Origin of the sequence: Salipiger thiooxidans (assembly GCF_900102075.1) — a bacterium.
In the GTDB taxonomy this organism is placed as follows: Bacteria; Pseudomonadota; Alphaproteobacteria; order Rhodobacterales; family Rhodobacteraceae; genus Salipiger; species Salipiger thiooxidans.
This window is the reverse complement of the sequence record NZ_FNAV01000004.1, coordinates 115,394-137,174: the sequence shown is the minus strand read 5'-3', so window position 1 is coordinate 137,174 and position 21,781 is coordinate 115,394. Positions and strand designations below refer to the sequence as shown.

General features: G+C 70.0%; 22 protein-coding genes. 10 read left to right on the top strand and 12 right to left on the bottom strand.

What is annotated here, in order from left to right:
• Nucleotides 1-467 precede the first annotated feature (467 nt).
• From msrB to BLQ77_RS07005, 3 genes are all read right to left on the bottom strand, one after another.
• Nucleotides 468-932, bottom strand: a complete 465-nt coding sequence (msrB, locus tag BLQ77_RS07015) for a peptide-methionine (R)-S-oxide reductase MsrB (RefSeq protein ID WP_008884016.1) — start codon at nt 930-932, stop codon at nt 468-470.
• 166 nt (nt 933-1,098) lie between these two features.
• Nucleotides 1,099-1,653, bottom strand: coding sequence for a fasciclin domain-containing protein (locus BLQ77_RS07010; protein ID WP_089957741.1), 555 nt, complete (start codon nt 1,651-1,653; stop codon nt 1,099-1,101).
• A 424-nt stretch (nt 1,654-2,077) separates the two neighbouring features.
• Entirely contained in the window at nt 2,078-3,253 is a 1,176-nt protein-coding gene (locus BLQ77_RS07005) for an alpha-D-ribose 1-methylphosphonate 5-triphosphate diphosphatase (RefSeq protein ID WP_089957205.1), read from the bottom strand.
• 56 nt (nt 3,254-3,309) lie between these two features.
• On the opposite strand from BLQ77_RS07005, the gene BLQ77_RS07000 reads away from it, so the two are divergent.
• Nucleotides 3,310-3,993, top strand: a complete 684-nt coding sequence (locus BLQ77_RS07000; RefSeq protein WP_375360198.1) for a DUF1045 domain-containing protein — start codon at nt 3,310-3,312, stop codon at nt 3,991-3,993.
• On the opposite strand, the gene phnN is transcribed toward BLQ77_RS07000, so the two are convergent.
• The 7 genes from phnN to phnG all read right to left on the bottom strand — a co-directional run bounded on the left by phnN (nt 3,975) and on the right by phnG (nt 9,013).
• A complete protein-coding gene (gene phnN, locus BLQ77_RS06995) occupies nt 3,975-4,517 on the bottom strand; it encodes a phosphonate metabolism protein/1,5-bisphosphokinase (PRPP-forming) PhnN (RefSeq protein ID WP_089957200.1) in 543 nt (180 codons plus the stop codon). The two genes, BLQ77_RS07000 and phnN, sit on opposite strands and share 19 nt — an antisense overlap.
• Nucleotides 4,514-5,197, bottom strand: coding sequence for a phosphonate C-P lyase system protein PhnL (phnL, locus tag BLQ77_RS06990; RefSeq protein WP_089957197.1), 684 nt, complete (start codon nt 5,195-5,197; stop codon nt 4,514-4,516). The genes phnN and phnL overlap by 4 nt, the downstream gene beginning before the upstream one ends.
• A 64-nt stretch (nt 5,198-5,261) precedes the next feature.
• Complete coding sequence (phnK, locus tag BLQ77_RS06985) at nt 5,262-6,032, bottom strand: phosphonate C-P lyase system protein PhnK (protein WP_089957194.1); 771 nt, start codon at nt 6,030-6,032, stop codon at nt 5,262-5,264.
• Complete coding sequence (locus tag BLQ77_RS06980; RefSeq protein ID WP_089957190.1) at nt 6,029-6,907, bottom strand: alpha-D-ribose 1-methylphosphonate 5-phosphate C-P-lyase PhnJ; 879 nt, start codon at nt 6,905-6,907, stop codon at nt 6,029-6,031. The genes phnK and BLQ77_RS06980 overlap by 4 nt, the downstream gene beginning before the upstream one ends.
• The gene (locus BLQ77_RS06975; protein ID WP_089957185.1) at nt 6,904-7,989 is read right to left on the bottom strand and encodes a carbon-phosphorus lyase complex subunit; all 1,086 of its coding nucleotides are present in this window, start codon (nt 7,987-7,989) and stop codon (nt 6,904-6,906) included. Before BLQ77_RS06975 ends, BLQ77_RS06980 begins: the two co-directional genes overlap by 4 nt.
• On the bottom strand, nt 7,989-8,558 hold the full coding sequence (gene phnH / locus BLQ77_RS06970; RefSeq protein WP_089957182.1) for a phosphonate C-P lyase system protein PhnH: 570 nt from the start codon (nt 8,556-8,558) through the stop codon (nt 7,989-7,991). Before phnH ends, BLQ77_RS06975 begins: the two co-directional genes overlap by 1 nt.
• A complete protein-coding gene (gene phnG, locus BLQ77_RS06965) occupies nt 8,558-9,013 on the bottom strand; it encodes a phosphonate C-P lyase system protein PhnG (protein WP_089957179.1) in 456 nt (151 codons plus the stop codon). The genes phnH and phnG overlap by 1 nt, the downstream gene beginning before the upstream one ends.
• 138 nt (nt 9,014-9,151) lie before the next feature.
• Here phnG and phnF point away from each other — a divergent pair, with 138 nt between their 5' ends.
• The 5 genes from phnF (at nt 9,152) to BLQ77_RS06940 (ending at nt 16,300) form a co-directional block, all read left to right on the top strand.
• Complete coding sequence (gene phnF, locus BLQ77_RS06960; protein WP_089957176.1) at nt 9,152-9,868, top strand: phosphonate metabolism transcriptional regulator PhnF; 717 nt, start codon at nt 9,152-9,154, stop codon at nt 9,866-9,868.
• 130 nt (nt 9,869-9,998) lie between these two features.
• The gene (locus BLQ77_RS06955; protein WP_089957172.1) at nt 9,999-11,180 is read left to right on the top strand and encodes an alpha-D-ribose 1-methylphosphonate 5-triphosphate diphosphatase; all 1,182 of its coding nucleotides are present in this window, start codon (nt 9,999-10,001) and stop codon (nt 11,178-11,180) included.
• 420 nt (nt 11,181-11,600) lie between these two features.
• Entirely contained in the window at nt 11,601-13,121 is a 1,521-nt protein-coding gene (gene adh, locus BLQ77_RS06950; RefSeq protein ID WP_089957168.1) for an aldehyde dehydrogenase, read from the top strand.
• 207 nt (nt 13,122-13,328) lie between these two features.
• Nucleotides 13,329-15,419: a 4Fe-4S binding protein gene (locus BLQ77_RS06945; RefSeq protein WP_089957163.1), complete on the top strand. Its 2,091-nt coding sequence runs from the start codon at nt 13,329-13,331 to the stop codon at nt 15,417-15,419.
• The gene (locus tag BLQ77_RS06940) at nt 15,416-16,300 is read left to right on the top strand and encodes an FAD:protein FMN transferase (protein WP_089957160.1); all 885 of its coding nucleotides are present in this window, start codon (nt 15,416-15,418) and stop codon (nt 16,298-16,300) included. Before BLQ77_RS06945 ends, BLQ77_RS06940 begins: the two co-directional genes overlap by 4 nt.
• Nucleotides 16,301-16,530: 230 nt before the next feature.
• Here the strand turns inward: BLQ77_RS06940 and BLQ77_RS06935 are convergent, their stop codons facing one another.
• Nucleotides 16,531-17,403 (bottom strand): substrate-binding periplasmic protein, encoded by an 873-nt coding sequence (locus BLQ77_RS06935; protein ID WP_089957738.1) that lies wholly within the window; start codon nt 17,401-17,403, stop codon nt 16,531-16,533.
• 19 nt (nt 17,404-17,422) lie between these two features.
• A complete protein-coding gene (gene pedF, locus BLQ77_RS06930) occupies nt 17,423-18,103 on the bottom strand; it encodes a cytochrome c-550 PedF (RefSeq protein WP_008884418.1) in 681 nt (226 codons plus the stop codon).
• Between the two features lie 155 nt (nt 18,104-18,258).
• On the opposite strand from pedF, the gene pedA1 reads away from it, so the two are divergent.
• The 4 genes from pedA1 (at nt 18,259) to BLQ77_RS06910 (ending at nt 21,748) form a co-directional block, all read left to right on the top strand.
• Nucleotides 18,259-19,425: a lanthanide ABC transporter ABC transporter substrate-binding protein PedA1 gene (pedA1, locus tag BLQ77_RS06925; protein WP_089957157.1), complete on the top strand. Its 1,167-nt coding sequence runs from the start codon at nt 18,259-18,261 to the stop codon at nt 19,423-19,425.
• A gap of 5 nt (nt 19,426-19,430) precedes the next feature.
• A complete protein-coding gene (locus BLQ77_RS06920) occupies nt 19,431-20,396 on the top strand; it encodes a YVTN family beta-propeller repeat protein (RefSeq protein WP_008884072.1) in 966 nt (321 codons plus the stop codon).
• 17 nt (nt 20,397-20,413) lie between these two features.
• Nucleotides 20,414-20,941, top strand: coding sequence for a tetratricopeptide repeat protein (locus BLQ77_RS06915; RefSeq protein ID WP_089957153.1), 528 nt, complete (start codon nt 20,414-20,416; stop codon nt 20,939-20,941).
• A gap of 399 nt (nt 20,942-21,340) precedes the next feature.
• Entirely contained in the window at nt 21,341-21,748 is a 408-nt protein-coding gene (locus BLQ77_RS06910; protein ID WP_089957150.1) for a c-type cytochrome, read from the top strand.
• The last annotated feature ends 33 nt before the right edge of the window (nt 21,749-21,781 follow it).

The window sequence follows — 21,781 nt, the reverse complement described above, 5'->3', positions numbered from 1 at the left end:
CCGCGCGGCCAGCGTCCCGTCTCCTGGTCAGATGGACCGGCGGGAGGACGACTCAACGCACAGGCGAATCCCTTTCCGGTTGTCGGGTGAAAACTCTTCGACTGCCGCATGCGCAAATTTTCGCCAAAAGCTCGCGCGATCCCGTGGAAATGCCTTTTCGGCGGGCCGCTTCCGGGCCTCTCGCTCTGATTGAGAGCTAATTTTCATAAGCGCGCCAAAGGTGATAGACACACTCGTTCAGGTTGTGCTAGCCTGGGTGTACGGCGGAATTATGCCGCCGACTTGTTCCCGGACCACCCTGCACCGGGCACTCACGGACCGACGAGGCCTGTGCGCCAATCCCCTGGGCGCACAGGCCGACCCCTCCCCCCGAATGCGTTAGACTGTCGCGGATGTCCGTTTCGTCGGGATTTGCGCCCTGCTCATGTCACCCGGAGTCACGGGACCGGTGCCGGGTCAGGGCCGGATCAGGCCGGGCGAAATGTCAGCGAAACCCCGTTGATGCAGTGGCGCTTGCCGGTGGGCTGCGGCCCGTCGTCGAAGATGTGCCCGAGGTGCGAGCCGCAGCGGCGGCAGTGGCACTCGGTCCGGGTCATGAAAAACGACCGGTCGGCCTTGGTCTCGACCGCATCGGGCAGCGCCTGCCAGAACGACGGCCAGCCGGTGCCGCTGTCGAACTTGGTCTTCGAGGGATAGAGCGGCAGATCACACCCCTTGCACAGGAAGGTGCCCGCGCGCTTCTCGTCGTTGAGCGGCGAGGTGAAGGCGCGCTCGGTGCCCTCCTCGCGCATCACCTTGTATTCCAGATCGCTCAGCATCGCGCGCCACTCGGAGTCGCTGCGAGAGATCTCGAAACGCTCCGCGGCAAGCGCGGCATCGGTTCCAAGGCCAAGCGCGGCGGCCGTGGTGGCAAGAAATCCTCTGCGGGTCATGGTTCCCCTCCCTTCTCTTACGGAAATGTTGCGCCCCCGGCCGGGTTTCGTCCAGCCGGGGACAGCGCACGTCTGCGCGAGAGCCCTGTAACAAGGGGACGACGAGGGCAGCTTGCAGACATGCGCAGCGTCGCCCGGCGATGTCGCGAACCGGGCGTCGCAGGAATTACATCGCAGGCAGCAGCACCCGGTCGATGACGTGAATGACCCCGTTCGATTGCTTGACGTCCGCAATCGTGACTGTGGCCGTGCGCCCCTGCTCGTCCGTCAGGGTGATCTTCTCGCCGTCCATCTTGGCCTGCAAGGTGCAGCCGCCCACCGTCGGGACAGGGTGCATCCCGCCGTCATCGGCAATCATCCCGGCGATGGCATCGGACATCGCGCTCGTCGCGACCACGTGGCAGGTGAGGATCTTGGCGAGCTGCGCCTTGTTCTCGTCCATCATCAGCTGGCTCAGGCTCTCGTCCGAGATCATGTCGAAGGCCGCGTCGGTCGGAGCGAAGACGGTGAAGGGGCCTTCGCCGTTCAGGGTGTCCACAAGTCCGGCCTGCTTCACCGCCGCCACAAGGGTTTCGTGGTCCGCCGAGTTCACGGCGTTCTCCACGATGGTCTTGTCGGGATACATCGCGGCGCCCCCGACCATCGGGTTGTCGGCCGCGAAGGCCGGGGCCGAGACTGCAACGATTGCGGTGGCGAGAAGCGTGCTCTTGAGATGGATCATGATTTCCTCCGTGTTCATGCCGTCCGACCTCCTCTTGGCCGGATCTGCACGTAGCCACGAAGGCGCAGCGTCCCTTGTTTCAAAGCATCGGTCACAGCTCCGTGAGGACCTGGCGGTCGCTATGCCTCCGTGCATGCCCCCGCGCCGCGCCGTTCCTGGTGACGAGCGTTCGGCCCCAAGCCGCCTTGGGGCCGAACGGCCGCGCCGAAAGGACCGCCGCCGGACCGGAGCCCCGCCGGGATTGTCTGAAGCCGCAATTCCTGTCTGCGGTCCCGCCGTTCGCGGCACCACCGCGCGGCCTTGTCCGGGCAGGGACGACCGCGCGGGGGCTTCAAGAAAACGCCACCCGTCGGACCAGCTTGCCGTTCGACACGGTCAGGCAACTTCGAAGAAAACCGGCCTGGCGGTCCCTCCCCGCCCTGCGTCAGCCCACCTGCCGGCCGTGGCTCCAGACGCCGCGGATCACCGGCACGCCGTCGATATGCGCGACGCGCACCATGTCGGCGAGCAGCCCTTCGGCGATCACGCCCCGATCCTCGAGCCCCGTGGCCCGCGCCGGGGTCGCGGTCACCGTCGCCACCGCGCGCGGCAGGTCGTCCCAGAGATCCGCCAGCAGGAAGGCCGAGGTGATCAGCGCCGAGGGCACGTAATCCGACGACAGGATGTCCAGAAGCCCCTTCTCGGCCAGCTCCGCCGCCGCCACGTTGCCCGAGTGCGAACCGCCCCGGATCAGGTTCGGCGCCCCCATCATCACCGCGATGCCGTGGTCATGGCAGGCCTGCGCGGCCTCGACCGTGGTCGGGAACTCTGCCAGCCGCACGCCGTGCCCGGCGCTCACCACCACGTGCTCGCGCACCGTGTCGTCGTGGCTCGCCAGAACCGCGCCCAGCCGCTGCGCCGCGGCCACGGCGCCGGCCTCGTGCGCCTCGCCCAGCCGCGCGTGGATCGCCGTCAGCCCGGCGACGTGGTCGGCGAACTCCGCCTCGTTCATGCCGTGCTTGCCGCAGACGTAGTCCTTGAGTTTCGCGAGGTCGCGGAACTGCCGCTGCCCCGGCGTGTGGTCCATGATCGAGAGGATCCCCACCCGGTCTTCGGCGCCGAACTCCCCGAGCTCGTCGAGCAGCGTCTCGGAACAGACCTCGGCCCGCAGGTGCAGGAAGTGGCTGATCCGCAGCATCCCCTTCGAGCGCGCCTGCATCAGCTCGCTCGCCAGCGGCCGCGCGTACTTGCGGTAATCCGTGCGCCCGCCCGAGATCACCGAGCCCACCCGCATGGCGTCGAACACCGTGGTGATGCCGACCGAGGCCAGCTCGCCGTCATGCGCCTGGATCGCCGCCGCGTGCGGCCAGTCGACCTTGGGCCGCGGCTGGATGTGACGCTCGAGATTGTCGGTGTGCAGCTCGATCAGCCCGGGGATCAGCAGATCGCCCCCGAGATCCAGCGCCCTCGGCGGCACGCCCGCGCCCGCGTCGACCGCCACGATCCGCCCCTCGCGCACCCGCACGCTGCCCCGCACCACCTCGTCGCGCAGCACGACCCGCGCATTCGCCAGCACCGTCTCGCCCGTGGCCTGGATGTGGCCCACGCTCATCTCGCCCATGCTCTGCCCTTTCCTGTGTCATCGTTCCGTGACATGACCGGCCTATGGCTGCCGACATGCAAGAGTTTACCCGTTTCGCGATCTACTACGCCCCCGAGCCGGGGGCGCTGGCCGATTTCACTGCGGCCTGGCTCGGCTGGGACGCCGCGACCGGCACGGACTGCCCGCACCCCGAAGTCCCGGGGCTGCCGCGACCCGTCGCCGAGATCACCGCGACGCCGCGCAAGTACGGCTTTCACGGCACGCTGAAGCCGCCCTTCCGCCTGACCGGCAGCCGCGCCGCGCTCGAGCGCGACCTCGCGGCGCTGGCGGCCCGGCTGGCGCCCGCCGAGATGCCCGGCCTCGCGCTCTCGCGCCTCGGAAGCTTCCTCGCGCTGACCCCGCAGGGCGACACCGCGCCCCTGTCCCGGCTCGCAGCCGAGGTGGTGCGCGGGCTCGACGCCCATCGCGCCCCCGCCTCCGAGGCCGAACTCGAACGCCGCCGCAAGGCGCGCCTGAGCCCCGCGCAGGAAGAGAACCTGCTGCGCTGGGGCTATCCGTACGTGGTGGACGCGTTCCGCTTCCACCTGACCCTCAGCGGCCGCCTCGCGCCCAACGAGCTGGAGTCCGTGGCGCAGGCGCTCGCACCGGTGCTCGCGCCTCTCCTGCCCACGCCCTTCCGCGTGGCCGAGCTCTGCCTCTTCGGCGAGGACGATGCCGGTCGCTTCCACCTGCTGCACCGCTACGCCCTCGCCGGCTGAAGCGCCGCCAGCATCTGCGCCACGGCCTCCTCGAGCGCGCCGGAATTGTCGATCTCGGTGACCCGGAGCCCACCCGGCAGCGGATAGCCCGCACGGGTCAGCCGCGCCGCGATGTCGCCTGCGCTCTCGCGGCCACGCGCCGCCAACCGCCCAGCCAGCACCTCGGGCCGCGCGGTGACGTGCAGCACCCGCATCCCGGGGAAGCGCTCGGCGGCATCGGGCAGCACCGCCCGCGACAGGTTGCAGAGCATCATCCGCCCCGCCGCGAGATCGCTCGCGACCGAGACCGGCACGCCGTAGCCCAGCCCATGCGCGCGCCAGTGCAGCGCAAAGCCTCCCGCCGCCACCCGTGCGGCGAAGTCCTCCTCGGTGACGCCCTCGAAGGCCTCGCCACCGGCACTCGACGGCCGGGTGATGACCCGTTGCACCAGCCGCACCTCCGGGCGCCGCGCCGCCACCGCCTCCATCAGCGTGTCCTTGCCGGCGCCCGAGGGGCCAACCACGGCGAAAAGACCGCCGGTCATGCGGCGAGCCCGGGCGCAAAGGCGCTCACGTCGATCTCTCGGTCGCAGACCGCCTCGCGCGCCGCCGCGTCGTGGAAGATGCCCACGATCGCCGCGCCGCGCGCCTTGGCCTCGGAAATGAGCTCCAGCACCACCGCCCGGTTGGTGGCGTCGAGCGAGGCCGTCGGCTCGTCGAGCAGCATCGCCGGAAACGCATGCGCAAAGCCCCGCGCGATGTTCACCCGCTGCTGCTCGCCCCCCGAGAAGGTGGTGGGCGACAGCGACCACAGCCGCTCGGGCACGTTGAGCCGGGCCAGCAACCCCCGCGCCCGCGCCTCCGCCACCTCATGCGCGCCGCCTGCCGCCAGCACCGGCTCGGCCACCACGTCGAGCGTCGGCACCCGCGGCACCACGCGCAGGAACTGGCTCACATAGCCCAGCACCTCGCGCCGCATCCGCAGGATCTCGCGCGGCTCGGCCCGCGCCACGTCGAGCCCGCCCACGACGATGCGCCCGGCGTTGCACAGGTAGTTGCCGTAGATCATCCGCATCAGCGTCGACTTGCCGGCGCCGGAGTTGCCCACCAGCGCCACGCATTCGCCGGGCCGCACGCTCAGCGCCGCCCCCGCCATCACCGGGATCACCGCGCTGCCCTGGTTGTGCAGCACGAAACTCTTCGAGACATCGGCCAGCTCTATCATCTTCATCTTGCCCCTAAACTCTCGGGGGGTGGGGGGGGCAGACCGCCCCCCGCGGTCCCGCCCATCAAACCTGCAGAACGCTCGAGACGAGCAGCTGCGTGTAGCCATGCTGCGGATCGTCCAGCACCTGGTCGGTGAGGCCGGTCTCCACCACGTGGCCCGATTTCATCACCATCAGCCGGTCCGCCAGCAACCGCACCACCGCAAGGTCGTGGGTGACGATGATGGCCGACAGCCCCATCTCGCGTACCAGCCCGCGCAGCAGGTCCAGCAGCCGCGCCTGCACGCTCACATCGAGCCCGCCGGTGGGCTCGTCCATGAACACCAGCCGCGGCCCGGTCACGAGGTTGCGCGCGATCTGCAGCCGCTGCTGCATGCCGCCCGAAAAGGCCCGCGGGCGGTCGTCGACCCGGTCCTCGGCGATCTCCACCCGGCCCAGCCAGTCCACCGCCTGCGCCCGGATGTCGCCGTAGTGGCGCGCGCCCACGGCCATCAGCCGCTCGCCCACGTTGGCGCCCGCGCTCACCCCCATGCGCAGCCCGTCGCGCGCGTTCTGGTGCACGAAGGCCCAGTCGGTGCGCCCGAGCATCCGCCGCGCCGGCTCGGACATGGTGACCGTGTCCACCGGCCCGTCGCTGCGGGTGTCGAAGATCACCTGTCCCGCGTCCGGCGCCTGGTGCCCCGCGAGGCAGTTCAGCAGCGTCGACTTGCCCGAGCCGCTCTCGCCCACGATGCCCATGACCTCGCCCGGCCAGAGATCGAAGCTCACATCGCCGCAGCCAAGCCGCGTTCCGTAATGCCTGGTGAGACCCGTCACCTGCAACAAGGGCGTCATGCCGCATCCTCCCCCGAGAGCCGTCCGCTGTGCCCCTCGGCCCGCCGACCGGCGCAGAAATCCGTGTCCGAACAGACGAACATCCGCCCGCCCGCGTCGTCGACGATCACCTCGTCGAGATAGCTGGTGCCGCAGCCGCAGAGATCGCAGTCGTGATCCGCCTTGCTGGCCTCGAACGGGTGGTCCTCGAAATCGAGGCTTACCACCTGCGTATGGGGCGGCACCGCGTAGATGCGCTGCTCGCGCCCGGCCCCGAAGAGCTGGATCGCGGCGCTCTCGAGCCGCGGGTTGTCGAACTTGGGGATCGGCGAGGGATCCATCACGTAGCGCCCCTCGACCTTCACCGGGTAGGCGTAGGCGGTCGAGATCGCACCGTTGTGGGCGATGTCCTCGTAGAGCTTCACGTACATGAGCCCGTATTCCTCGAGCGCGTGCATCTTGCGGGTCTCGGTCTCGCGCGGCTCGAGAAACCGCAGCGGCTCCGGGATCGGCACCTGGTAGACGAGGATCTGGCCCTCGGTCAGCGGTGCCTCGGGGATGCGGTGGCGGGTCTGGATGATCGTCGACTCCGTGGTGTGCTCGGTCGTCTCCACCCCTGCCGTGCGCTCGAAGAACTTGCGGATCGAGACCGCGTTGGTGGTGTCGTCCGCGCCCTGGTCGATGACCTTGAGCCGGTCCTCCGGGGTGAGGCAGGCGGCGGTCACCTGCACGCCGCCGGTGCCCCAGCCATAGGGCATCGGCATCTCGCGCGAGGCAAACGGCACCTGGTAGCCCGGGATCGCCAGCGCCTTGAGCAGCGCGCGGCGGATCATCCGCTTGGTCTGCTCGTCGAGATAGGCGAAGTTATAGGCCGGATCGTGCTGCATCGCGGTCATTCCGCAGCCTCCTTCATCGCGTCCAGGGCGCCTTTCCGCATCTTGCGCACCAGTTCAAGTTCCGACTGGAAGTCCACGTAATGCGGGAGCTTTATGTGCTCGAGGAAGCCCGTCGCCTGGATGTTGTCCGAATGTGCCAGCACGAATTCCTCGTCCTGCGCCGGGGCGCCGACGTTCTCCTCGCCAAGCTCTTCCCAGCGCAGCGCCCGGTCGACCAGCGCCATGGCGATGGCCTTGCGCTCGGTCTGGCCGAAGACCAGCCCGTAGCCCCGCGTGAACTGCGGCGGCTCGGTCTTGGAGCCGGCAAACTGGTTCACCGTCTCGCATTCGGTCAGCACCACCTCGCCGATGCAGATGTCGAAGCCCAGCTCGGGGATCTCCATCTCGACCTCGACCGCCCCGATGCGCAGCTCCCCCACGAAGGGGTGGTTGCGCCCGTAGCCGCGTTGGGTGGAATAGGCCATGCCAAGCACGAAGCCCTCGTCGCCGCGGGTCAGCGCCTGAAGCCGCAGGGCGCGGTTGGCCGGGTATTCCATCGGCTGGCGGGTCATGTCGGGCGGCGTATCCTCGCTTCGGACCTCGTCCTGTATCAGCCCGTCCTTGTTGAGGAATTCCGTGATCCGCGGCACTTCGGGCGCCAGCGGATCGGCCTCGCGCGCACTCGGCGTCCCGGCCTCGGCCGCCAGTTTGAAATCGAGCAGCCGGTGGGTGTAGTCGAAGGTCGGGCCCAGCACCTGCCCACCGGGCGCGTCCTTGAAGGTCGCGCTGATGCGGCGATCGCAGCGCATGGCGCCGGTGTCGACGGCGCGCGAATGGCCGATGCGCGGCAGGGTCGTGCGATAGGCGCGGATCAGGAAGATCGCCTCGATCAGGTCGCCGCGCGCCTGCTTGATCGCGAGCGCCGCGAGATCGGGATCGTAGAGCGAGCCCTCGGCCATCACCCGGTTCACCGCGAGGCTCATCTGCTCGCGGATCTGCGCGAGCGACAGCTCGGGCACCGACGCATCGCCGCGCCGCTCCTCGGCCAGCCACTCGTGCGCCGCGTCGATCGCGCGCTCGCCGCCTTTCACTGCAACATACATCAGCCGGCCTCCACAACACTGGTCCGGGGCAGCGCCGCGAGGCGGTCGCCGCAGGTGAAGAAGGCATCCCAACCCAATGGGAAGAGATGGTGATTTCGCTGGAACGCCGCGACCTCGGGCAGCGACAGCCGCGCGGTCTCGCGGATGCCCGGGCCGCTGAGCCGCGCGCCCTCGGGGGCGAGGTTCACGAGTTCGGCGATCAGCGTCACCGCACGGTCGGGATAGTCGGGGGTGCCGATGCGGTAGGCGTCGAGCGGCGCCAGCGCCTGCCAGCCGCCCAGCGCGAACATCGCCTCGGAGGCGCCAACCAGCGGCGCACCGATGTGGAAGGCCACCCAGTCGCGGACAGGCGCCACGTCATGGCCGGGTGCGAGGTAGAGCGGCGTCTCGCGGTCGCAGAGCGTCAGCAGCAGCACCGCCGCCGCCTCCGAGACCGGTGCCGGGGCGCGCGCGCCCTCGACCCGGTGGATGCTGCCCGGCCGGGCCATCGCCTCGAGCGCCGCACGGAAGGCCCGCGCCGCCTCGACCGGGGTGTCGGCGAAGCCGCCGGAAAGTACGTCGTCGCGCATCAGCCCTCTCCCCGGACCATGGTGAAGAAATCGACCTTGGTGGCCGCCGCCCGTGCCGCCCGCCCCCGGCGCGCCGCGGCCTCGGCCTCGGCCAGCGGCGCCAGCACCGCCTCGCGCAGCTCGGGGGCCCGGGGCCCCTGCATCAGCGCGTCGACCAGCGCGGCGCGCTCGGCATGGGCCTTGTCGCGGCCCTGCACGTAGGCGTGGCCAACCTCGCCCGTCTCCAGCCGCAGCGCGCAGCGGGTGACCGTCATCTCGCCCATGTTGAAGGGCGCGCCGGTGCCGCCGGTGCGGCCGCGCACCATCACGCCCCCGGTCTCGGGCGTCCGCAGCCATTCGAAGCCCGGCGTCGCCCCCAGAGGGTCGAACACCCCCGCGAGCCGCGCCGCGGGCGCCCGGGCCAGCAGCCCCATCCAGCCCCTGCGGGCCTCCGTTCCGATTTCTGTCACGCTCATCTGGACAACCTTGCCGACTTGTCTAGAGTTCTATACAACTAGACAAATCATAGAGGTGAGTCGGCTTTCGACGCAAGCCCGCATACGTGAAATTTCGGTGACAGGGCCCGGCAGCGGCCCCGACAGAAGAGGCAGGACATGGCGCGCAGCCCGATCTGGAAATCCATCGCCGAGGAGCTCGCGGGCGAGATCGGCCGCGGGCTCTACCGCGCCGGAGACAAGCTCCCGACCGAGGCGGAGCTCTCGTCGCGCTTCGGGGTGAACCGGCACACCGCGCGCCGCGCGCTCGCGGACATGGCCGAGCGCGGACTGGTGCACGCCCGGCGCGGCGCCGGGGTCTTCGTGCAGGCGGCGCCCTTCGACTACCCGATCGGCGGGCGGGTGCGGTTCTCGCAGAACATCCGCGCCTCGGGCCGGCTGCCGGAGAAGCGCGTGCTGCGGGTCGAGACCCGCCCCGCCGACACCCCCGAGGCCGAGGCGCTCGCCCTTCCCGCGGGCGCGCCGGTCATCGTCTACGAGGGGTTGTCGTTGGCCGAGGGAGTCGCCATCGCGCATTTCGTCAGCTGCTTTCCCGCCGAGCGCATGCCCTGCCTGCCGGAGACCCTGAAGGAGGTGCCGTCGGTCACCGAGGCGCTGCGGCTGAACGGCGTCGCCGACTACACCCGCGCCCACACCCGCCTCACCGCCGAGGCCGCCACGCCCACGCAGGCGCTGCACCTCGCCACCCGCGAGGGCGCACCGCTCCTGCGCAGCGAGGGCGTCAACATCGACCCCGAGGGCGTGCCGGTGGAATACGGGCTGACATGGTTCGCCGGGGACCGTGTGGCGCTCACCTTCTCCGCCGATGAGAGCTGACGGGGCGTGTCCGGGCTTGAGAAGGCCCGCGAATAAAACCCAAGGTTGTGAATTGCTGTGTCCTCCACGTCACGCGGGTGACACGTTGCCTCGCTAGAACCTGTGGAAAACCTCCGAGCGGGTCACCAGAATGACGGCACTCCTTCCCCCCCTGCGCCTTGTGGGCGCCACCCTTCTACGCGAGGGCGAGCTGCAGAAGCGGTCGCTGGTGATCGAGGGCGGGCTCATTACGAAGGGCCCGCTGCCCGAGGTCGACATGTCGGGCTACCTGATCCTGCCCGGCATCATAGACCTGCACGGCGACGCCTTCGAGCGCCACATCGCCCCGCGCCCCTCGGCCCCCTTTCCGATCGAGGCAGGGCTGCGCTCGACCGACCGCGAGGCCGCCTCCCACGGCATCACCACCGCGTGGCTTGCGCAATGCTGGAGCTGGGAGGGCGGCATGCGCGGCCCCGACTTCGCCGAGGCGGTGATGGCGGCGATGGAGACCTACCGCCCGCGCGCGCTGACCGACCTGCGCGTCCAGATCCGCTGCGAGACCCACATGCCCGAGACCCGCGAGCGCCTGATCGCGGCGGTGAAGCGCTACGGCATCGACTACGTGGTCTTCAACAACCACCTGCCCGAGACGCTCGAGGCGGCCGAGACTGCGCCCCACAAGGTCACGCAATGGGCCGAGCGCGGCGGCCGGTCGCCGGTCGACTTCCTTGCCGTTCTGCAGGCGGCGCGCGCCCGCGCCCGCGAGGTGCCGCGCCACCTCTGCGCCCTGGCCGAGGCCTTCGACGCGCTCGAGATCCGCTACGGCAGCCATGATGACCCCGACGGTGAGACGCGGGAATACTACCGCATCATCGGCGCCCGTATCGCCGAGTTCCCGACCACCGCCGCCGCCGCCAAGCTTGCCAAGGCCTGCAACGACCCGGTGCTGATGGGCGCCCCCAACGTCGTGCGCGGCGGCTCGCAGTCGGGCAATGTCTCGGCGCTGCACCTCGTGTCGCGCGGGCTCTGCGACGCGCTGGTGTCGGACTACCACTATCCCTGCCTCGCGCAGGCGGCCTGGGTGCTGGTCGACCGCGGCATCCGCGACCTGCCGCGCGCCTGGGAGCTGATCTCGAAGGCCCCCGCCGAGATCATGGGCCTGGCCGACCGGGGCACGCTCGACCGCGGCAAGCGCGCCGATTTCGTCGTGGTCAACGAGACCACGCGCGAGATCGAGGCGACGGTCTGCGGCGGGCGGCTGTCCTATCTCGCGGGCGAGGCCGGCGCACGCCTGGTGGGCGCCATGACCGGCCCGCGGCTGGCGGCCGAGTAGCCGTCGCGCGCGCCCCGCGCCAGCCCCCCCGGGACGGGCCGGACGCACCGCCTCCCGGTCCCGTCAGTCGCCGTGACGGCCCGAGTGTCCCCTCCCGGCGGCCGCAAGGATGCCCGGAAAGCGCGTCCCCCGTTCGGCAGGCCGGAGGTGGCCCGGGAGGCCGCTTCGATCTGCCGCCGGCTCCCGGGCCGACCCGAGCGCGCCGCGTCCCGAAGGCCTCAGAGACGCCCGAAGACGCCGCTTGCCCCTCCCTGCGGCCCCCCAAGGCGGCCCGCATGTGCCGCTTCCCCCTCCGACCTGTCTCAGTTGCGAGACAGTTCCGCGCCGTCCGCGACCTTGGTCGGGATGACGTCTCGCGCCGGACTTGCCAGTCTTCAGGTCAACCCGGGTGGAGGACCCGGTGCGCACAGGAGGATTACCATGAACGTCATGACCGAAACGCAGGGCAAGTACGCCTCGCCCTTCAAGGCCCGCTACGACAACTTCATCGGCGGCGAGTTCGTCGCCCCGGTGAATGGCCGCTACTTCGACAACATCACGCCGATTACTGGCGCCAAGGTCTGCGAGGTCGCCCGCTCCGACGCCGCCGACGTCGAGAAGGCGCTCGACGCCGCCCATGCCGCCCGCGAGAGCTGGGGCCGCACCTCGGCCGCCGAGCGCAGCAACATCCTGCTCAAGATCGCCGACCGCCTCGAGGAGAACCTCGAGACCCTCGCCCAGGCCGAGACCTGGGACAACGGCAAGCCGATCCGCGAGACCACCGCCGCCGACATTCCGCTCTCGGTCGACCACTTCCGCTACTTCGCAGGCGTCCTGCGGAGCCAGGAAGGCAACATGTCCGAGATCGACCACGACACCGTGGCCTATCACTTCCACGAGCCGCTGGGCGTCGTCGGCCAGATCATCCCGTGGAACTTCTCGATCCTGATGGCCGCGTGGAAGCTGGCGCCCGCGCTTGCCGCCGGCAACTGCATCGTGCTCAAGCCCGCCGAGCAGACCCCGGCCGCGATCATGGTGCTGGCCGAGCTCATCGCCGACCTGCTGCCCGCCGGTGTGCTGAACATCGTCAACGGCATGGGCGCTGAAGTCGGTGCGCCGCTGGCCAGCAGCCCGCGCATCGCCAAGATCGCCTTCACCGGCTCCACCGCCACCGGCCGCAAGATCATGCAGGCCGCGACCGAGAACCTGATCCCGGTCACGCTCGAGCTGGGCGGCAAGTCGCCGAACATCTTCTTCTCGGACGTGATGGCCGAGGACGACGCCTTCCTCGACAAGGCGGTCGAGGGCTTCGTGCTCTTCGCCTTCAACCAGGGCGAGGTCTGCACCTGCCCGAGCCGCGCACTGGTGCAGGAAGACATCTACGACGCCTTCATCGAGAAGTGCATCGCGCGCGTGAAAGCCATCAAGCAGGGCGACCCGCGCGACATGGAAACCATGGTCGGCGCGCAGGCCAGCGCCGAGCAGCAGGACAAGATCATGTCCTACTTCACCATCGGCCGCGAAGAGGGCGCCGAGGTTCTGGTGGGCGGCGATGCCGCCAGCTTTGACGGCGATCTGTCGAACGGCTTCTACATCCAGCCGACGATCCTGAAGGGCCACAACAAGATGCGGGTCTTCCAGGAAGAGATCTTCGGCCCGGTTGTCTCGGTTACCACCTTCAAGGACGAGGCCGAGGCGCTCGCCATCGCCAACGACACCATGTACGGCCTCGGCGCCGGTGTCTGGACCCGCGATGCCAACCGCTGCTACCGCTTCGGGCGCGCGGTCGAAGCCGGCCGCGTCTGGGTGAACAACTACCACGCCTACCCGGCCCACGCGGCCTTTGGCGGCTACAAGCAGTCGGGCATCGGGCGTGAGAATCACAAGATGATGCTGGACCACTACCAGCAGACCAAGAACATCCTGATGAGCTACAACCCCAACAAGCTGGGCTTCTTCTAAGGCTCCTCCCGTCCCGGGCGTCCCCCCTTGCCAACCATGGACGCCCGGGGCGCACGCCCCGTGCCGGTGCGGCCCCTCCGCGCTGCGCCGGCACACCCCCAAGCGGTGCCTTACCCTTCCCCTCCCAAGGCACCGCTTACCCCTCTCCCTTTCCCTCCGACCTAGGTCGCATCGGCAGCCGTCCGGCCGCTTGCTAGGGTTCCGCCCATGCGCTTTCTGGTTCTCGCCCTTGCCCTGAGTCTCGCCGCCCTCCTGCCCGCCCGGGCCGGGGCGGAGGCGCTCGACCGCGAGGCGATGGAGGGCTTCGTCTACGCCCCCTACGCGCTTGGCGAGCAGGTCAACGAGAAAGGCCTGTGGGAGCTGCGGAATTCCGGCGGAGGGCTCGCCGGCTACGCCTTCGAGACCGAGCTGATGGCGCCCCTGCCCGGCTTCTCCGGCGCCCCGATCAACGTCTTCGTCATGCTCGATCTCGACGGCCAGTTCCTCGACGTCCGGCTGATCTCGCACAACGAGCCGATCTTCGTCTCGGGGCTGGGCGAGGCGCCGCTGCGGGGGTTCCTCGAGCAATATGCCGGGCATTCGATCTCCGAGACCATGGTTGTCGGCAACGCCTATGGCCATGGCTCCGGCGGCTCGGCGCTGGTCTATCTCGACGGCGTCACCAAGGCGACCGCGAGCGTGCGCATCGCGCATGAGAGCATCATGGCAGCGACCCGCGAGGTGGCGCGCGAGAAGATGCAGGGCGTCTCCTCCGGCCCGCCCGCCTTCCCCGACCCCGCCGTCGACGAGCCGCTCGACTGGCAGGCGCTGGTCGATCAGGGCATCGCCACCCACGCGGTGGTGAGCAACGCCGAGATCGACGCGCAGTTCGCCGGCACCATCTGGGCCCATGACGATCCCGAAGCCGAGGACGAGCCCGACGCGCCCTATCTCGACCTCTGGATCGTCGACCTCGGCCCCCCCAGCATCGCCCGCGCGGCGCTGAGCCCCGATACGCAGGCCGAGCTGCAGCGCTTTCTCGCGATCTCGCCCGATGAAGAGCCCATCCTGCTGGTCGAGACCGGGCGCCACGGGCTGGTCTCACCGGACTTCGTGCGCAACACCGCGCCCGACCGGCTTTCGGCGGAACAGGACGGGCTGCCCATCGCCCTGCGTGACGCCGACCTGCTGGTCGAGACCGCACCCGGCGTGCCCGAGGGCACCGCGATGATCCTGCGCACCGACCGGCGGCTCGGCTTCGACCCCTCGCGGGAATGGACGCTCAAGGTCGCGGCGATCCGCGAGCACGGCATGTTCCAGCCCGAGATCGGGCAGCAGGAGCTTGCCGTTTCGCACGCCACGCCCGAACGCTTCTTCGTGCGTCCGGGAAAGGTCCAAACGCTGAGCCCGTGGCGCGAGGCGATCCTGAACCGGCAGACCGACCTGATCGTGCTCTGCGCCTTCCTGATCGTGCTCCTGCTGGCGGTGGGACCGGCGCAGAACCGGCTGGCGGGGCTGCGCTATTTCACCCCGGTCCGGCTCGGTATCCTTGCAGTGATGACCGGCTTCGTCGGATTCTGGGGACAGGGGCAGCTTTCCATCGTCACGCCGCTCGGGGTGTTGCGCACGGCGCTCGACGGCGGCAGCTTCGCCTTCCTGCTCTATGATCCGTTCTCGCTGCTGGTCTGGGCCGCGGCCATCGCGGGCTTCGTGCTCTGGGGCCGCGGGTTCTTCTGCGGCTGGCTCTGCCCCTTCGGCGCGCTGCAGGAATTCGCAGGCCACGTCGGGAGGCTGCTGCGCCTGCCGCAGATCGAGCCGTCGCCGCGTTGGGACCGGCGGCTCAAGGGGCTGAAATACGTGGTGCTGGCGGCGATGATCGGCGTGGTCTTCGTGGCCCCGGGCGAGGTCGACGCGGTGGCCGAGATCGAGCCCTTCAAGACCGCGATCACCACCCATTTCCAGCGGGCGCTGCCCTATGTCGCCTGGGCGGTGGGGCTGCTGCTCTTCAGCGCGGTGCTGTTCAAGGGCTTCTGCCGCTACCTCTGCCCGCTCGGCGCCGTCATGGCCATCGGCGGGCTGTTGCGCGGGCGCGACTGGATCGCACGGCGCAAGGATTGCGGCACGCCCTGCCAGCTTTGCCGGGTGCGCTGCCGCTACGGGGCCATCGAGAAGACCGGCAAGATCGTCTATTCCGAGTGTTTCCAGTGCCTCGACTGCGTGAAGATCCACGACGACCCGGGGCTCTGCGTGCCGCTGGTGCTGGCCGGCAAGGCGCGCAGCCGTGGTATCGCCAAGACTGGCGAGGTGCCCGCCGAATGAACCTGACCCGCCGCCGCTTCCTCTGCATCTCCGCCGCCGCGCTCTGTGCCGGTGCGAGCCCCGCCGCCCCCGCCCGCTGGCGCGGCATCGCACTGGGAGCGGAGGCCGAGATCACCCTGCACGGCCCCGGCGCCGAGGCGGTTCTGACCGAGGCCATCGCCCGTGTGCGCGGCATCGAGCGGGCCTTCAGCCTTTACGACCCGACCTCCGAGCTGGCGCGGCTCAATGCGTCGGGCAGGCTCGCGCCCTCGCCCGCCTTCCGTTTGCTGCTCCGACAGGCGGATGCGGTACACCGCGCGACCGGCGGCGCCTTCGACCCGAGCGTGCAACCGCTCTGGCAGGCGCTGGCGCGTGGCGGCGACGTCGAGGCCGCGCGGGCACTGACGGGCTGGGAGCGGATGACGATCAGGCAGGACGTCACGCTCGCACCGGGTCAGGCGCTGACCTTCAACGGCATCGCGCAGGGCTTCGCCACGGACGTGGTGACCGACCTGCTGGCGTCGCGCGGCTTCGGGCGGGCGCTGGTGAACATCGGCGAGCACCGCGCGCTCGGCGGGCCGTGGCGGCTGGGGCTTTCGGATCCTGCCGCGGGATACCTGGGCACGCGGACGCTGGCGGACGGCGCCATCGCCACCTCGAGCCCGGCCGCGCTGCGCCTCGGGACGGGCGGCCACATCCTCGACCCGCGCGGGCTCCGCGCGCCGCTCTGGTCGACCGCCAGCGTCGAGGCCGAAAGCGCAGCACAGGCCGACGCGCTCTCCACCGCCTGCTGCCTGCTCGACCCGGATGAGATCCGACGGGCCATGGCCGTGCTGCCGCGGATCCGGCGGGTGACGCTGGTGGATGGCGCGGGACGGCTGCGCACGCTGACGGCGGGCTGAGCGCCGCGCGGCGACGCGGAAGGCGCGACGTCAGGTACAGGACCCAACATCGGAGACGTGAGGCGGCACCGCGACAGGCTCGACACGCTGCCCAGCAAGTTCTTCGGCTGAAAGATCGCCGCAGAGGTCTGCGACGGAGAACCATTGAGGTCATGGAGGCGAGATCCCCGCCCCAACGCGCCGCCCCCAGCCAGTCGGCCCGAAACCGGGCGGCTGGCTGGGGAAGGACCCTAGCGCTCAGGCGGCAGGTGGGTCAGGCCGTACTGCTCGAAGATCGCGTCGATGCGCCCGTCCTCGAGCCCGGCGCGGATGGCGTCGTCCACCGCGTAGCCGAGCGAGCGGTAGGCCATGTGCACCGCCACCCCCGCTGTCCAGTGGCTCACCGCGAAGCCGGGCAGCGGCGGCTGGTGGATGGCGATGCCCTCGCCTGCCCCGGCCTCGAGCTGCGCCAGCGGGCCCATGGCGGCCATGGTCTCGCCCGCCGCCAGGGCCTCCATCGCCGCGGCGTGGCTCGGGTAGCGCCGGACGCCCTGCGCCGTCTGCCCGCCCGCAAACGAGGTCAGGTAGAAATCCGAGATCGAGTCGTTTTCCACCGCCACCGTGTCGATGCGGAAATAGGCCGGAACCGGCGGATCCTCCGGGTACGCGTCCTCGCGGTAGGCGATGGCGATCTGCTCGTCGGCGTATTGCCCGGTGAACACCACCTGCTCGACCCGGCAGGCGTATTCGCTGTCATAGGGGACGTGCAGCATGACGTTGGACACCCGCCCGCCCACCACCGCGCCCTTCCAGACGTAGTTGCGGAGGTCGGCATCGAGGTTCTCTCCCGCCGCCACCAGCCGGAAGCGCGGCTCGACGCCCAGCGCCTCGGCGATCAGGCGGCCGATCTCGATGTCGACGCCCTGCACCTTCCCGCCCTCCTCCCAGGACCACGGCGGGAAGTCCTCGTAGGCGGCGAACTCGATCCAGCCGCGCTCGACGATCTCGTCGAGATCCTTGCCGACCACGTCGCGGCCCACGTTCTGCGGCTTCGGCTGCGGCACCCAGCCCTCGCAACGCGCGAACGCCGGGCCTGCGAACGCAAGCCCGGCCAGCGCGGCCATCACAAACCGGCGGCGCATGTCAGTGTGCCGCGGAAAGCCCGATCGTCAGCGTTTCGGCGGCATGCGCCGTGTCCGACGGATTGGCTTCGAGCAGGTTGGCGGCGCGGAAGGCGATGCTGTCGGCAACGGGCGCGCCCGAGAGGGTCTCGATCTCGCCCGCGATCTCGCGGAGGCGGGCCTTCAGCGCCTCGACGTCGGCATCGCCTGCGGCGAGCTGGTCGCGAATGTCCTTGAGCTCGGCCGACTGGTCCTCGATGGCGGCGTCGTCCGGGCGGGCCTCGATGTAGGTGCGGATCGCCCAGGCCGCCTTCTGGCCCAGCAGCTCGCCGAAGGCCGGCATCTTGGTGGTGCCGTTCTGGGTGTATCCTGCGCGGAAGCGCTCGACGAACCACTCGTCGCCGAACTCCTCGGCCTCGAGGAAGCGCAGGTCGGGGGCAAGCCCGCCCGAGATCACCTCGAGCCCGTGGCAGCGCGCGCAGTTCTGGTTGTACCCCGAGGCGCCGATCTGCACCGCGGTCTGCCAGACCTCGTCACCGGCGTCGCGGTAGGGGTTCTCGCTGAGCCAGTCCTCGCCCACCTCGGGCAGCGCATCGGTATTGACCGGCTGCGGTGCCACGTCGCCATGGGCGAAGGCAAGATTGGCAAGGGCGAACAGGGCGACACCGGCAATCAGCGGACGCTTGAACTTGATGACGGACATGGGAACCTCCTCCGTTTCCGAAACTCCCATTTTCGTTAGCAAGCGTCCCGGGCGGGCCATATTGGACCTTGGTCGCGAAGCCGCCCGATCTTCGACCATGGTCTAACGGCGGCAAAAGGCGGAGGGGCGTACCTTGCGTTAAGGGAGGACACTTCATGCGTGTGATCGGACTTGCTGCCGCCTTATCGCTGACGCTCGGCGCCGCCGCCGCGTCCGAGACCAAGGTGCGGATCGGATATATCGGCGTCGAGCAGCCGGCCCCGCCGGTGCTGTCGAATCTCGACCCCGTGCCCGACGACCGCGCCCTCGCGGGGGCGCGGCTGGGGCTTGCGGACAACCAGACCACCGGCAAGTTCATGGGTCAGGAGTGGGTTCTCTCGGAAACGCTGGTGCCCGAGGGCGGCGACGCGCTGGCCGCCGCACGTGCCGCGCTGGCCGCGACCCGGGTGCTGGTGCTGGACGCGCCGGCCGAGACGCTCACCGCCATCGCCGACCTGCCCGAGGCCGAGGGCGCCCTGCTGTTCAACGCCACCGCCCCCGACGCGGCGCTGCGCGACGGCGCCTGCCGGGCGAACCTGTTCCACACCCTGCCCTCGGATGCCATGCGCGCCGACGCGCTGGCGCAGTTCCTCGTGCAGCGCCGCTGGACCGACGTGGCGCTGATCTCGGGCGCCCACCCGCGCGACCACGCCTTTGCCGAGGCGCTCAAGGCCTCGATCGCGAAGTTCCGGCTGACGCTCACCGGCGAGAAGGAATGGGTCTTCGACGCCGACATGCGCCGCAACGCCAGCGCAGAGGTGCCTCTCTTCACCCAGCAACTGGGCGAGCACGACGTGTTGCTGGTGGCCGACGAGATCGGCGATTTCGGCCGCTACGTGGTCTACAACACCTGGCTGCCCCGCCCGGTCGCGGGCTCCGAGGAGCTGGTGCCGCAGGCCTGGTCGCCGGTGGTCGAGCAATGGGGCGCCGCGCAGCTGCAGTCGCGCTTCGAGGATCAGGCCCACCGCGACATGACGCCCGAGGATTACGCCGCATGGGCCGCGATCCGCACGCTCGGCGAGGCAGTGACCCGCACCGGCTCGGACGACATCGCGGTTCTGCGCGACTACATCCTGTCGGATGCCTTCGAGCTCGCGGGCTTCAAGGGTCGCCCTCTGAGCTTCCGGCCATGGAACGGCCAGCTGCGCCAGCCGATCCCCATCGTCACCGACCGCGCCGTGGTCGCCACCGCCCCGCTCGAGGGCTTCTTCCACCAGGGCAACGAGCTCGACACGCTGGGCCGCGACGCCCCCGAGACGACCTGCCGCGCGTTCCAGGAGTGAGACACATGCTGAGACTGACCACCGCCCTCGCCCTGCTGGCCGCCACGCCGGCCTTCGCCGACGAGATCTGGGTGACCAACGAGAAGGACAACACGATCAGCGTGATCGACGCCGACACGCTCGAGGTCACCCGCACGCTCGAAACCGGCGAGCGCCCGCGCGGCATCACCTTCAGCCACGATTATTCGCGGGTCTACATCTGCGCCTCCGACAGCGACGCGGTGCAGGTGATGGATCCGGTCTCGGGCGAGATCCTGCACGACCTGCCCTCGGGCGAGGACCCCGAGCAGTTCGTGCTGCACCCGGACGACCGGCGGCTCTACATCGCCAACGAGGACGACGCGATCACCACCGTGGTCGACACCGAGACCCGTCGGGTGGTGGCCCAGATCGACGTCGGCATCGAGCCCGAGGGCATGGCGGTGAGCCCGGACGGGAAGATCGTCGTGACCACCTCCGAGACCACCAACATGGCGCACTGGATCGACACCGAAACCGAGACGATCTTCGCCAACACGCTGGTCGACAGCCGCCCGCGCCACGCCGAGTTCGTCAAGGACGGGGCCGAGCTCTGGGTCTCTGCCGAGATCGGCGGCACGGTCACCGTCTTCGACACCGCGACACAGACCGAGAAGGCCAGGATCCGCTTCGCCATCAAGGGCGTGCACGAGGACCTGATCCAGCCGGTGGGCTTCGAGCTGACGCCGGACGGCAAGACCGCCTTCGTGGCGCTGGGGCCCGCCAACCACGTGGCCGTGGTGAACGCCGAGACCTGGGAGGTCGAGGAATACCTGCTGGTCGGCCGCCGGGTCTGGCACATGGCCTTCGACGGCGACCACTCCCGGCTCTTCACCACCAATGGCATCTCGGGCGACGTGACGGTGATCGACGTCGCGCGGCGCGAGGCCATCAAGACCGTCAAGGTCGGCCGCTTCCCCTGGGGCGCGGCCTACCGGCCCACCGGAGGCTGACCCCGAAAGGAGATCCCATGCGCCGCGCCCTTCTCGCCCTCTGCCTGCTCGCCACGCCCGCCGTGGCGGATGAGTACGGCACGACCAACCCCGAGGAGCTGACCTGGCGCTCGGTGCGGGACCGCGCCGAGCGCGGGCAGACGGACATGATGACCTGCGCCGCGGGCTACCTCATGACCAAGTCCGGCGACCACGAGACCGCGCGCAAGATCTTCGAGGCCTGCGCCGCGGCGGGCTACACCGGCGCCATGACCTGGATGTCCTACATGGAGCAGAACGGCTTCGGCGGCGAGTTCGACCCGGACGCCGCCGCCGAATGGGACCGCCGCGCCGCCGAGGCCGGCGACCCGGTGGGCAAGTTCAACTACGGCATCAGCCTGATGCGCGGCTTCGGCGTGGCGCAGGACGAAGCCCGTGGCCGGGCCCTGGTCGACGAGGCCGCCCGCGACGGGCTCGCCATCGCCAGGCGGCTTCAGGGCGCCGAATACGACCTCGACGAGGTGACGCCCGACGCCGACACCTGGCGCTACGCGCCGCTGTTCTGAGGCCGCGGGATCCGGTTGGTTCCGGGCTGCATGGTTCGGGGCTTGGCCGCGCGTGCGAGCGACGGGGACGGTCCCCGGTGTGCCGTGCAGGTGGTCGGTGAGGAAGGGGGCGCTGCCCCCTCGGCGCTTTGCGCCTCACCCCCGGAGTTTGTCTGGCAAGATGAAGATGGGGCCCGGGGTGGGTGGCGTCGCGGCCTTGGGCGGCGGGCGTTTGGGGGCTATCGGGTCGAATTTCGCTGATGCGGGTGGGTCTGCGGTCGCCGTTTGGGGTCTGGCTATAGACCTTGGTGCAATTCACCCCACGGGGCGGCGGCGAAATACTCGGGGGCGGAAACGCGCGCATCTCAGCCACCCCGGGCTCGGTATTCGGGCCGGGGGCGCCAAACGGGAGAAATCCAAATGCTCCGCCTGACCCTGCCTGTCGTCCTGTGCTTCGCGGCACCGGCACTGGCCGACACCTTCGACGAGATCAAGGTCTCGGCCGGCCAGAAGCTTTTCGATGCCGAGTGCCGCCGCTGCCATGCGGTTGATTCCAAAGACCCTTCTTACGGGCCACCACTCACGAACATCCTCTACCGGGGGGCTGGCACCTTCCCCGATTACGACTATTCCACCGCGCTTTCGGCCTCGGGCATCGTCTGGACGCCGGCGGCCCTGCGCGCCTGGATGGAGGACAACGACGGCTTCATGCCCGGCACGAAGATGCGCCACGTGGGCATCGAGGACCGCACGGTGCAGGACTTCATCCTCTCCTACCTCGCCGCCATCACCACGCAGGACAACCGCGCCGTCGAGGGGAAGGACTAGGCTTGCCGAAAGGTCTTACGACCATGGTGCAAT